General features: G+C 55.9%; 8 protein-coding genes, 1 tRNA gene and 1 pseudogene. All 10 read right to left on the reverse strand.

Annotated features, from left to right (window positions below):
- Window positions 1-132 precede the first annotated feature (132 nt).
- Entirely contained in the window at window positions 133-4,341 is a 4,209-nt protein-coding gene (gene rpoC, locus R0I78_RS05145; protein ID WP_019934466.1) for a DNA-directed RNA polymerase subunit beta', read from the reverse strand.
- Between the two features lie 86 nt (window positions 4,342-4,427).
- Window positions 4,428-8,456: a DNA-directed RNA polymerase subunit beta gene (gene rpoB / locus R0I78_RS05150; protein WP_019934467.1), complete on the reverse strand. Its 4,029-nt coding sequence runs from the start codon at window positions 8,454-8,456 to the stop codon at window positions 4,428-4,430.
- A 223-nt stretch (window positions 8,457-8,679) separates the two neighbouring features.
- Complete coding sequence (gene rplL, locus R0I78_RS05155) at window positions 8,680-9,048, reverse strand: 50S ribosomal protein L7/L12 (RefSeq protein ID WP_019934468.1); 369 nt, start codon at window positions 9,046-9,048, stop codon at window positions 8,680-8,682.
- 54 nt (window positions 9,049-9,102) lie between these two features.
- A complete protein-coding gene (gene rplJ / locus R0I78_RS05160) occupies window positions 9,103-9,606 on the reverse strand; it encodes a 50S ribosomal protein L10 (protein WP_019934469.1) in 504 nt (167 codons plus the stop codon).
- 245 nt (window positions 9,607-9,851) lie between these two features.
- Window positions 9,852-10,547: a 50S ribosomal protein L1 gene (gene rplA, locus R0I78_RS05165; RefSeq protein WP_019934470.1), complete on the reverse strand. Its 696-nt coding sequence runs from the start codon at window positions 10,545-10,547 to the stop codon at window positions 9,852-9,854.
- 4 nt (window positions 10,548-10,551) lie between these two features.
- A complete protein-coding gene (rplK, locus tag R0I78_RS05170) occupies window positions 10,552-10,980 on the reverse strand; it encodes a 50S ribosomal protein L11 (RefSeq protein WP_019934471.1) in 429 nt (142 codons plus the stop codon).
- A gap of 129 nt (window positions 10,981-11,109) precedes the next feature.
- The gene (gene nusG, locus R0I78_RS05175; protein ID WP_395535427.1) at window positions 11,110-11,637 is read right to left on the reverse strand and encodes a transcription termination/antitermination protein NusG; all 528 of its coding nucleotides are present in this window, start codon (window positions 11,635-11,637) and stop codon (window positions 11,110-11,112) included.
- Window positions 11,638-11,661: 24 nt separating this feature from the next.
- On the reverse strand, window positions 11,662-12,033 hold the full coding sequence (gene secE, locus R0I78_RS05180) for a preprotein translocase subunit SecE (RefSeq protein ID WP_019934473.1): 372 nt from the start codon (window positions 12,031-12,033) through the stop codon (window positions 11,662-11,664).
- Between the two features lie 65 nt (window positions 12,034-12,098).
- Window positions 12,099-12,175 (reverse strand) — tRNA-Trp (locus R0I78_RS05185).
- 52 nt (window positions 12,176-12,227) lie between these two features.
- Window positions 12,228-12,528: pseudogene (gene tuf / locus R0I78_RS05190) on the reverse strand (elongation factor Tu); the annotation flags it as partial.

Consider the following 12,528-nt stretch of genomic DNA (forward strand, 5'->3'; position numbering starts at 1 on the left):
AGCCATATTTATACTTAACAATAAAGAATAAAGGGTGATTTTTTATGCATTAAAGGAATATCCAAATATGCTTACCAATAAAAAAGGGCTTCCTTGCGGAAGCCCTTGTCTTATCAGCGAGTTAGTTACTGCTTATTCACCAGTGTTACCGGCGTTCAGCAGATCGGCCAGGCTCTGCTCTGCTTCATCGGCAGAGATTTTCACTGGCTGCTCTGGCTGACGGCGGGCCTGACGCTTCTGATGGTAGGCAAAACCGGTACCAGCCGGTACCAGACGACCCACAATCACGTTCTCTTTCAGACCACGCAGATCGTCTACCTTGCCAGCCACGGCCGCTTCGGTCAGTACGCGGGTGGTTTCCTGGAAAGACGCCGCCGAGATAAAGGACTCGGTGCTCAAAGACGCCTTGGTAATACCCATCAGAACATGACGGTAAGCAATGGTACGCTTGCCTTCGGCTTCCAGAGCACGGTTAGCCTGACGGATGCGAACCACTTCGGCCTGTTCACCAGTGATAAAGTCGGAATCACCGGCGTCCATGATCTCGGCACGACGCAACATCTGACGAACCACGGTTTCAATGTGCTTGTCGTTGATCTTAACGCCCTGCAGACGGTAAACCTCCTGCACCTCGTTAACGATATAGTTCGCTACCGGGCTGATGCCACGCAGACGCAGAATATCGTGCGGAGACTCAGGACCGTCGGCCAGTACTTCGCCCTTCTCAACCTTTTCACCTTCAAACACGTTGAGGTGACGCCACTTCGGAATCATCTCTTCGTAGGCATCGCCTCCTTCCAGCGGCGTGATCACCAGACGGCGCTTGCCTTTGGTTTCCTTGCCGAAGGAAATGGTACCGGAGACTTCGGCCAGAATGGCCGGCTCTTTCGGCTGACGGGCTTCGAACAGATCCGCAACACGCGGCAGACCACCGGTGATGTCCTTGGTACCGCCGGATTCCTGCGGAATACGGGCCACCGCATCACCCACGTTTACCTGAGCACCGTCTTCCAGGCTCACGATGGCGCGGCCGGGCAGGAAGTACATGGCAGACAGGTCGGTGTCGGGAATAAACACGTCCTTGCCGGCGTCGTCCACCAGTTTCACAGTGGGCCGCAGCTCTTTACCGGAGCTGGGACGCTCGTTCACGTCCATCACGACGATGCTGGACAGACCGGTCAGTTCATCGGTCTGACGGCTGATGGTCACGCCGTCGATCATGTCGATAAACTTAACCCGGCCCGCCACTTCGGTAATGATGGGATGAGTGTGCGGATCCCAGTTGGCTACCACCTGACCAGCCTGCACCTGACCGCCGTCCGGCTGCTCCAGCAGGGCACCGTAAGGTACCTTGTGGTTTTCCCGGGTCTGACCCATCTCGTCGATAATGGTCAGCTCGGAAGAGCGGGACACGATAACGGTCTTGCCGTCCATATTGGTAACGGTCTGAGCATTCTGCAGCTTGACGGTACCGCTGTGCTTGATCTGAATGCTGCTTTCCGCCGCTGCCCGCGATGCCGCACCACCAATGTGGAAGGTACGCATGGTCAGCTGGGTACCCGGCTCACCGATGGACTGGGCAGCAATAACACCGACTGCTTCGCCCTGGTTAACCAGATGGCCACGAGCCAGGTCACGACCGTAACAGTGAGCACAGACGCCGTGATCGTTATCACAGGTAATAACGGAGCGTACTTTCACCCGGTCTACCGAGCTGTCTTCCAGCAGGTCACACAGTTTCTCGTCGAGCAGCGTGTTGCGGGCTACCAGAATTTCGCCGTCAGAGGCAGGCTTGATCACGTCTTCCGCAACCACCCGGCCCAGCACCCGCTCACGCAGGGGCTCAACCACGTCACCACCTTCAATCAGCGGCATCATCCACAGACCTTCGTGGGTACCACAATCGTCGGTAGTGATCACCAGATCCTGGGCCACGTCTACCAGACGACGGGTCAGGTAACCGGAGTTGGCGGTTTTCAGTGCGGTATCGGCCAGACCCTTACGGGCACCGTGAGTCGAGATGAAGTACTGCAGTACGTTCAGACCTTCACGGAAGTTCGCAATAATCGGCGTTTCAATGATGGAGCCATCCGGCTTGGCCATCAGACCACGCATACCCGCCAGCTGACGGATCTGGGCAGCACTACCCCGGGCACCGGAGTCGGCCATCATAAAGATACTGTTAAAGGAGTCCTGCAGCTCTTCTTCACCGTCACGGTTAATAACGGCATCTTTCGACAGGTTTTCCATCATCGCCTTGGACACGCGCTCGTTGGCACTGGCCCAGATATCGATAACCTTGTTGTAACGCTCACCGGCGGTGACCAGACCAGACTGGAACTGATCCTGAATCTCGGTTACTTCGGCTTCGGCTTCATCAATGATGTGTTTCTTGGCATCCGGAATCACCATGTCGTTAATGCCGACAGACACACCAGACAGAGTGGCGTAGTGGAAACCGGTATACATCAGCTGGTCGGCGAAAATAACAGAGTCTTTCAGACCCAGCATACGATAGCAGCCGTTCAGCAGACGAGAGATCTGCTTCTTGCCCATGGCCTGATCGATCATGCTGAAAGGCATACCTTTGGGCACGATCAGACTCAGAATGGCCCGGCCAATAGTGGTATCGCGAATCGCAGTTTTTTCTACCAGGGTACCGTCTTCCATTTTTTCAAAGTCGGTAATGCGCACCTTGACCCGGGCATGCAGCTCGGCGTGACCGGCACGGTAAACCTTTTCGGCTTCCTTGGCACTGGTCAGCAGCATACCTTCGCCCTTGGCGTTGATCTTGTCGCGAGTCATGTAATACAGACCCAGTACCACGTCCTGAGACGGAACAATGATCGGCTCGCCGTTGGCGGGAGACAGAATGTTGTTGGTAGACATCATCAGCGCACGGGCTTCGAGCTGGGCTTCCAGGGTCAGCGGCACGTGTACCGCCATCTGGTCACCGTCGAAGTCGGCGTTATAGGCCGCACACACCAGGGGGTGCAGCTGAATGGCCTTACCTTCGATCAGTACCGGCTCAAACGCCTGAATACCCAGACGGTGCAGGGTAGGCGCACGGTTCAGCAGTACCGGATGCTCACGGATCACCTCATCGAGGATATCCCACACCACAGCCTCTTCCCGCTCAACCATTTTCTTGGCCGCCTTGATGGTGGTGGCCAGGCCGCGGGTTTCCAGCTTGCCGTAGATGAAGGGCTTGAACAGCTCCAGCGCCATCTTCTTGGGCAGACCGCACTGATGCAGACGCAGGGTCGGACCCACGGTAATAACGGAACGACCGGAGTAGTCGACGCGCTTACCCAGCAGGTTCTGACGGAAACGACCCTGTTTCCCCTTGATCATGTCGGCCAGGGACTTCAGCGGGCGCTTGTTGGAGCCGGTGATGGCGCGGCCACGACGGCCGTTATCCAGCAGGGCGTCTACCGATTCCTGCAGCATGCGCTTTTCGTTGCGCACGATAATATCGGGCGCGGCCAGATCCAGCAGGCGCTTCAGACGGTTGTTCCGGTTGATCACCCGGCGGTACAGATCGTTCAGATCGGAGGTCGCAAAGCGGCCACCGTCCAGGGGTACCAGCGGACGCAGATCCGGCGGCAGCACCGGCAGCACTGTCATCACCATCCACTCGGGCTTGTTGCCGGAGAAATGGAAAGCTTCCATCAGCTTGAGGCGCTTGGTGATCTTCTTGCGCTTGGTTTCGGAGTTGGTCTGATCCAGCTCTTCGCGCATGGTGTTGATCTCGCCTTCAAGATCAATATCACGCAGCAAAGACAGCACGGCTTCGGCGCCCATCTTGGCGTCGAATTCGTCACCCCACTCTTCCAGCGAGTCCAGATACTGTTCTTCAGACAGCATCTGACCACGCTCCAGGCTGGTCATGCCCGGCTCGATCACTACATAGGACTCAAAATACAGCACCCGCTCGATATCGCGCAGGGTCATGTCCAGCAGCAGGCCGATACGGCTCGGCAGCGACTTCAGGAACCAGATGTGGGCAACCGGGCTGGCCAGCTCAATGTGGCCCATGCGCTCACGGCGCACCTTGGTCTGGGTCACTTCAACGCCGCACTTTTCACAGATCACGCCACGGTGCTTGAGACGCTTGTACTTGCCGCACAAACACTCATAGTCCTTGACCGGACCAAAGATCCGGGCGCAGAAAAGGCCGTCACGCTCCGGCTTGAAGGTACGGTAGTTGATGGTCTCAGGCTTTTTGACTTCGCCAAAGGACCAAGAGCGGATCATGTCGGGCGAGGCCAGACCGATTTTGATACCGTCAAACTCTTCAGTCTTGTTCTGCGCTTTCAAAAACTTAAGCAAGTCTTTCACGTTAGTCTCCTGTGAGGAGTTCTACCTGGGTGCCCCACCCTGTTAACAAGCGAGGGGCACCGTTATTTCCGAGGCAGTCTGATGCCTTAATTTTCTTCCAGCTCGATGTTGATACCCAGGGAGCGGATTTCCTTCAGCAGTACGTTGAAGGACTCGGGCATGCCCGGCTCCATGCGGTGATCGCCGTCCACTATGTTCTTGTACATCTTGGTACGGCCATTTACATCGTCCGACTTGACGGTCAGCATTTCCTGCAAGGTGTAGGCGGCACCGTAAGCTTCCAGTGCCCACACTTCCATCTCACCGAAGCGCTGACCACCAAACTGGGCCTTACCGCCCAGCGGCTGCTGGGTGACCAGACTGTAGGAACCGGTAGAACGGGCGTGCATCTTGTCGTCCACCAGGTGGTTCAGCTTCAGCATGTACATATAGCCCACGGTCACCGGACGCTCAAAAGCGTTACCGGTACGGCCGTCGAACAGGCGGATCTGACCGGACTCGGGCAGGTCAGCCAGCTTCAGCAGACGCTTGATTTCATGCTCGCGGGCACCGTCAAACGCCGGCGTGGCAATGGGCATGCCGTTGCGCAGGTTATTGGCCAGTACGCGCACTTCGTCGTCGGAGAAGGTAGACAGATCCACTTTCTGACGAACACCGTCACCCAGATTGTAGACTTCCTGAATGAATTCGCGCAGACGGGCCAGCTCCTGCTGCTCCTTGATCATGCGGTCAATCTTTTCACCGATACCCTTGGCAGCGAGGCCCAGGTGGGTTTCCAGAATCTGACCGATGTTCATCCGCGAGGGTACACCCAGCGGGTTGAGCACGATATCGACCGGACGGCCCTGCTCGTCGTGAGGCATGTCTTCAACCGGGACAATGGTGGATACCACACCCTTGTTACCGTGACGACCAGCCATCTTGTCACCGGGCTGAATACGACGCTTAACGGCCAGGTACACTTTAACGATCTTCAGCACGCCGGGTGCCAGATCGTCGCCCTGAGTGATCTTGCGACGCTTGTTCTCGAACTTCTTGTCGAAGTCGGCCTTCAGCTCGGCGTACTGCTCGGCGATCTGCTCCAGCTCAATCTGCTTGCCTTCGTCGTCCAGGGCCTGCTCCAGCAGTTTTTCCCGGGCCAGTTTGGCGACCTTGTCGGCACTCATGCCGGCCGCAGTCAGCACAGAGCGGGCACGGGCGAAAATGCCGTCTTCCAGAATGCTGAATTCTTCGGTCAGATCTTTCTTGGCCTGCTTGAGCTGCATGTGCTCAATGTCCTGAGCACGCTTGTCCTTCTCGACGCCGTCACGGGTAAAGACCTGAACGTCGATCACGGTACCGTACACAGAGTTGGGCACGCGCAGGGAAGAGTCTTTAACGTCAGACGCCTTCTCACCGAAGATGGCACGCAACAGTTTCTCTTCCGGGGTCAGCTGGGTTTCGCCCTTGGGCGTTACCTTACCTACCAGAATGTCACCGGGCTTCACTTCCGCACCCACATACACAATACCGGACTCATCCAGCTTGTTCAGGGCGGCTTCACCCACGTTGGGAATGTCGGCAGTGATCTCTTCCGGACCCAGTTTGGTGTCGCGGGAGATACAGGACAGTTCCTGCACATGAATGGTGGTCAGGCGATCTTCCATCACCACCCGCTCGCTGAGCAGAATGGAGTCTTCGAAGTTGTAGCCGTTCCAGGGCATAAAGGCCACGCGCAGGTTCTGACCCAGCGCCAGTTCACCCAGGTCGGTAGACGGGCCGTCGGCCAGTACGTCACCGCTGATCACCCGCTCACCCGGCATCACGCAGGGACGCTGGTTAATACAGGTGTTCTGGTTGGAACGGGTGTACTTGGTCAGGTTGTAGATGTCGATACCGGCTTCGCCGGGCAGCATCTCTTCCTCGTTCACCTTCACCACGATGCGGGACGCGTCAACGTAGTCAACCACACCGCCACGCTTGGCCACGGCGGTTACGCCGGAGTCAACGGCCACGGCGCGCTCAATACCGGTACCTACCAGCGGCTTGTCCGCCTTCAGGGTCGGCACGGCCTGACGTTGCATGTTCGAGCCCATCAGTGCCCGGTTGGCGTCATCGTGTTCCAGGAACGGGATCAGTGAAGCAGCCACAGACACAATCTGCTGCGGGCTCACGTCCATATACTGAACCTGATCGGCGTTCATGTAAGTGGCTTCGCCCTTGTGACGGGACGGTACCAGCTCATCAAGCAGACGACCTTCTTCATCGATGGCGGCGTTGGCCTGGGCGATCACGAAGTGACCTTCCTCGATGGCAGACAGGTAATCCACTTCATCGGTGATTCGACCATCCACCACACGGCGGTACGGGGTCTCGAGGAAACCGTACTCGTTGGTGCGGGAGTAGCAGGACAGCGAGTTGATCAGACCGATGTTCGGGCCTTCTGGGGTCTCGATGGGGCACAGACGACCATAGTGGGTCGGGTGTACGTCCCGCACCTCAAAGCCGGCGCGCTCACGGGTCAGACCGCCCGGGCCCAGAGCCGAAATACGACGCTTGTGAGTCACTTCGGACAGCGGGTTGTTCTGATCCATAAACTGGGACAACTGGCTGGAACCGAAGAATTCCTTCACCGCGGCGCTGATCGGCTTGGCGTTGATCAGATCCTGCGGCATCAGGGTATCCAAATCGCCCAGAGACAGACGCTCTTTCACTGCGCGCTCAACACGAACCAGACCTACACGGAACTGGTTTTCGGCCATTTCGCCCACGGAGCGAATGCGGCGGTTACCCAGGTGATCGATATCGTCGACTTCGTCGTTACCGTTACGAATGGCGATCAGCTGCTTCATGACGTCGACAATGTCGGACTTGGTCAGGGTACCCGGACCATTCAGCTCTTCACGCAGCAAACGACGGTTGAACTTCATGCGGCCAACGGTAGACAGATCATAACGATCATCGCTGAAGAACAGGTTTTCGAACAGGGTCTCGGCGGCTTCGCGGGTGGGCGGCTCGCCCGGACGCATCATGCGATAGATTTCCACCAGCGCTTCAAGGCGGTTGGTGGCGGAATCGATACGCAGGGTCTCGGACATGTAAGCGCCGTGATCCAGTTCGTTGGTGAACAGGGTCTCGAACTGCTTGATGCCGGCCACAGACAGATTGGCCATGGTTTCCAGGCTAAGCTCGCTGTTGGCAGCCACAATCACTTCGCCGGTATCGGCGTTGATGTAATCCTTGGCGGCCACTTTACCAACGGCATATTCAACCGGTACTTCCAGCTGCTCAACGCCGGCTTTTTCCAGCTGACGAATATGGCGTGCAGTAATGCGACGACCGGTTTCCACCAGTACTTCGCCGTCAACCATAATGTCAAAGGAAGCCGTATCGCCCCGCAGACGCTCGGGCTTAAGCTCCATCATCAGCTTGCCGTCGATCACTTCAAAACGGGTAGTTTCAAAGAAGGTCGACAGTATGTCTTCAGTGGTGAAGTCCAGGGCACGCAGAATAATAGACGCCGGCAGCTTGCGGCGACGGTCAATCCGGACAAACAGGTTGTCTTTAGGATCGAATTCAAAATCGAGCCAGGAACCACGGTAAGGGATCACGCGGGCGTTATACAGGACCTTACCGGAGGAGTGGGTCTTGCCGCGATCGTGATCGAAAAACACACCCGGGCTGCGGTGCAGCTGGGAGACGATTACCCGCTCGGTACCGTTAATAACAAAGGTACCGTTCTCAGTCATGAGCGGGATTTCGCCCATGTAGACTTCTTGCTCTTTGATGTCCTTGACAGTACCGGCCGCAGCCTCTCTGTCGTACAGGACCATACGCAACTTGACGCGCAACGGCGCCGAGTAGGTCACGCCACGGATTTGACATTCCTGCACGTCAAATACGGGCTCACCCAGACGATAGCTGACATACTGCAGCTCGGCAGTGCCAGAATAGCTAGTGATAGGGAAAACGCTGCGGAAAGCCGCTTCCAGACCGTACTCGCCCTGAGGATCTGCTTCAATAAACTGTTTGAAGGAGTCAAGCTGGATTGACAGCAGGTAAGGCGTGTCCAAGACCTGGTCACGCTTACCGAAGTCCTTACGAATGCGTTTTTTCTCTGTATAAGAGTAAACCATAGGGTTCCTCAGCTCGCTGATAAGTGACCCACTCTGCCCAAATGGGACAGCTCTGATAACATCGTTTCTTATTGGCCGAATGTCTCGACAACACTCGGTGGCTGGAACAACGAGAGGCTAAAACGAGGTGAAAATTCCTCTCATCCCACAGCGCAAAAGGGCCGGTGAATAAAGATTCACCAGCCCTAGCCCGATTGCTCAGGCCGCTAAGCTATAGTCTAGCTTATTTGAGCTCAACAGAAGCACCGGCTTCTTCGAGTTCTTTCTTCAGAGCTTCGGCTTCGCCTTTGCTCAGAGCTTCTTTGATCGCAGCCGGGGCGGACTCAACCAGACCTTTGGCTTCTTTCAGGCCCAGGCCGGTAGCGCCACGAACGGCTTTGATAACGGCAACTTTGTTAGCGCCGGCACCGGTCAGGATTACGTCGAACTCGGTCTGCTCTTCAGCAGCAGCAGCACCGGCGTCGCCAGCTACAGCAACAGCAGCAGCGGCAGAAACGCCGAACTTCTCTTCCATAGCTTCGATCAGTTCAACAACCTGCATTACAGACATTTCTGCAACGGCTTCGATGATTTGGTCTTTAGTGATAGACATGACTCAAATTCCTAATGTTCTGAAGTATACGGTAATCAAGCAGCCAAACGCGCCTTAGGCGGCTTCGGCTTCTTTCTTGTCGCGCAGGGCAGCAAAGGTACGAACCAGCTTGCCAGCGGAGGCTTCTTTCATGGTCGCCATCAGCTTCGCAATTGCTTCGTCGTAAGTCGGCAGCGTGGCGAGGCGGTCAATGTCGGCCGCAGGGATAAATTCGCCCTCGAAAGCCAGACCTTTCACCTCAAACTCTTTCTGTTCTTTAGCAAAATCTTTGAACAGACGAGCAGCCGCACCGGGATGCTCGTTAGAGAATGCGATCAAAGTAGGACCAACGAATACGTCTTTCAGACATTCGTAGCTGGTCTCTTCCACTGCCAGGCGAGCCAGAGTGTTACGGACTACCTTAAGGTAGATACCGTTTTCACGGGCTTGCTTGCGCAGAGTGGTCATGGCAGCCACAGTTACGCCGCGAGAATCGGCAACAACTGCAGACAGGGCGCCCTTGGCAGCTTCGTTGACTTCAGCAACAATTGCTTTTTTGTCGTCGAGTCTTAATGCCATTGGCTAAACTCCTGGATTCCACCTGGGAAATTCCCAGATTAAACACACGCCTCTGTTCAGAGGCACCAAGGTGGCGAATTCCAGAAGAAAGGAAAATTTTTCTGCTTTCTAACTGGGTCCCGGCACCATCTACGCTGGAACATTAAGCCTTACGGCTCCAGCGGTCTTGGACGGGAGTCGAAGCCCCCAACCAAATAACAAGGCGCAAGATCTTACGAAAAACCCCGCGCCTTGTAAATGCTTAATTAAGCGTCAAGACCAGCCTGATCAACAGTCAGACCTGCACCCATGGTGGTGGACAGGCTGACTTTCTTGATGTACTGGCCTTTGGAAGAGGCCGGCTTGGCACGCTTCAGCGCACCCAGCAGGGCTTCCAGGTTGCCTTTCAGCTGTTCAGCGTCAAAGTCAGCCTTGCCGATGGTGGTATGGATGATACCGTTCTTGTCGTTACGGTAGCGCACCTGACCCGCCTTGGCATTTTGCACGGCTTCGGCAACGTTCGGGGTTACTGTGCCAACCTTGGGGTTCGGCATCAGGCCGCGCGGGCCAAGGATCTGGCCCAGCATACCCACAACGCGCATGGCGTCGGGAGACGCGATAACCACGTCGAAGTTCAGCTCACCGGCTTTAACTTGCTCGGCCAGGTCTTCCATGCCCACCAGGTCAGCACCGGCAGCCTTGGCGGCCTCGGCGTTGGCACCCTGAGTGAACACGGCAACGCGTACGTCACGACCGGTGCCGTGGGGCAGTACAGTGGCACCACGAACGTTCTGGTCGGATTTACGAGCGTCGATGCCCAGGTTAACGGCAACGTCGATGCTTTCAACAAACTTGGCAGTGGCCAGTTCTTTCAGCAGGGCGATGGCTTCATTGATTTCGTACTCGCGAGTGGCATCTACACGCTCACGGATGGTACGCATACGCTTGGTCAGTTTAGCCATTGTCTCAGCCCTCCACTACCAGGCCCATGGAACGGGCAGAACCTTCGAGGCAACGCACGCGGGCGTCAACGTCAGCACCGGTCATGTCCGGCGCTTTGATGCCGGCAATTTCTTCCAGCTGAGCGCGGGTCAGAGTACCAACCTTGTTCTTGTTCGGTTCACCGGAACCGGATTTAACACCAGCAGCTTTCTTCAGCAGGAAGGCAGCAGGAGGAGTCTTGGTTTCAAAGGTGAAGGAACGGTCGCTGTATACGGTGATAACAACCGGGATCGGAGAACCCTTTTCCAGGCTTTCTGTACGGGCGTTGAACGCTTTACAGAATTCCATGATGTTAACACCGTGCTGACCCAGAGCAGGACCTACGGGCGGGCTCGGGTTAGCTGCACCAGCTGCAACCTGCAGCTTGATGTACGCTTGTACTTTTTTAGCCATTGATAATTACCTCAAAAATGGGTGTTAGCGCCTCGGAGCAATACTCCTCTAACGGCTCCCCAACAATAAAAGGGCGGCAAATTGTAGTGCAATTTGCCGCCCTTCTCAAGAGCTTCGCTCGAATTATGCTCAGGTTTTTTCGACCTGACCGAACTCCAGATCCACCGGGGTAGAGCGGCCAAAAATAAGCACAGACACTTTCAGGCGGCTTTTTTCGTAATCCACTTCTTCCACCACGCCGTTGAAATCGGCAAAGGGACCGTCGGACACCCGCACCACTTCGCCGGGCTCAAACAGGGTTTTCGGTTTCGGCTTGTCTACCGCATCCTGCAAACGGTTCAGGATAGCATCGGCTTCCTTGTCGGAAATCGGCGCCGGACGCTCGGGCGTGCCGCCGATAAAGCCCATAACACGAGGAATGCTGCGCACCAGGTGCCAGGTGCCATCATTCATCTGCATCTGCACCAGCACATAACCGGGAAAGAATTTGCGCTCACTCTTGCGCTTCTGGCCGGCACGGATTTCCACTACTTCTTCAGTGGGCACCAGCACTTCGCCAAACTGATCTTCCATGCCGTGCATCTTGATATGTTCACGCAGCGACTTGGCTACACGGCCTTCATATCCGGAAAACGCCTGGACCACATACCAACGCATTCTTTGTTCTGACATGGTGAATCCTTATACTCCGGTAACCAGGTTGACCAGCCATACCAGCAGGCCATCCAGCAAAAACAGAAACAGGCCCACCAAAGCGGTCACGGCCAGTACAATAAGTGTGGTCTGAATGCCTTCCTGGCGGGTGGGCCAGACAACCTTGCGCATTTCAAGGCGCGACTCACGGGCAAAGGCAAAACTGCTCTGGCCCTTTTTGGTCTGGTATGCCAGCAGACCGGCAATACCAACAGCCACCACCACACCGGCAGCACGAATATAGACCGCCTGCTCACTGTAGTAATAATTGCCGACCACGGCCGCAATCAGAATAATGAAAACCAGACCCCACAGCAGGGTATCTTTTGCCCCGCCCTGGCTCTCGGTATTTGCACTCATAAGCTACCTGTCTAAATATTCCGAGTCTGTTACAGACGCAAAAACCCCGCCGACGGCGAGGTAAGTGGCAGGGGCGGAGGGACTCGAACCCCCAACCGTCGGTTTTGGAGACCGCCGTTCTACCAATTGGAACTACGCCCCTAATACAACAAAGCCCCTATTATAGGGGCTTTGTGACGCGATTGTAAGCGCTATTACTCGATGATTTTGGCTACTACACCAGCACCAACGGTACGGCCACCTTCACGGATAGCGAAACGCAGACCTTCTTCCATCGCGATGGGAGCAATCAGGTTTACGTCCATCTTGATGTTGTCGCCGGGCATGACCATTTCAACGCCTTCCGGCAGTTCAATGGTACCGGTCACGTCAGTAGTACGGAAGTAGAACTGAGGACGGTAGCCTTTGAAGAACGGAGTGTGACGGCCGCCTTCGTCTTTGGACAGTACGTATACTTCGGATTCGAAGTCGGTGTGCGGAGTGATGGAGCCCGGC

The sequence above is a fragment of the Oceanimonas sp. CAM02 genome (genome assembly GCF_032842915.1).
In the GTDB taxonomy this organism is placed as follows: domain Bacteria; phylum Pseudomonadota; class Gammaproteobacteria; order Enterobacterales; family Aeromonadaceae; genus Oceanimonas; species Oceanimonas smirnovii.

Coding starts and splice junctions, on each gene's coding strand:
- rplJ (WP_019934469.1), bottom strand. CDS start 9,606: ATGGCATTAAGACTCGACGACAAAAAAGCAATTGTTGCTGAAGTCAAC.
- rplA (WP_019934470.1), bottom strand. CDS start 10,547: ATGGCTAAACTGACCAAGCGTATGCGTACCATCCGTGAGCGTGTAGAT.
- rpoB (WP_019934467.1), bottom strand. CDS start 8,456: ATGGTTTACTCTTATACAGAGAAAAAACGCATTCGTAAGGACTTCGGT.
- secE (WP_019934473.1), bottom strand. CDS start 12,033: ATGAGTGCAAATACCGAGAGCCAGGGCGGGGCAAAAGATACCCTGCTG.
- rplL (WP_019934468.1), bottom strand. CDS start 9,048: ATGTCTATCACTAAAGACCAAATCATCGAAGCCGTTGCAGAAATGTCT.
- rplK (WP_019934471.1), bottom strand. CDS start 10,980: ATGGCTAAAAAAGTACAAGCGTACATCAAGCTGCAGGTTGCAGCTGGT.
- nusG (WP_395535427.1), bottom strand. CDS start 11,637: ATGCGTTGGTATGTGGTCCAGGCGTTTTCCGGATATGAAGGCCGTGTA.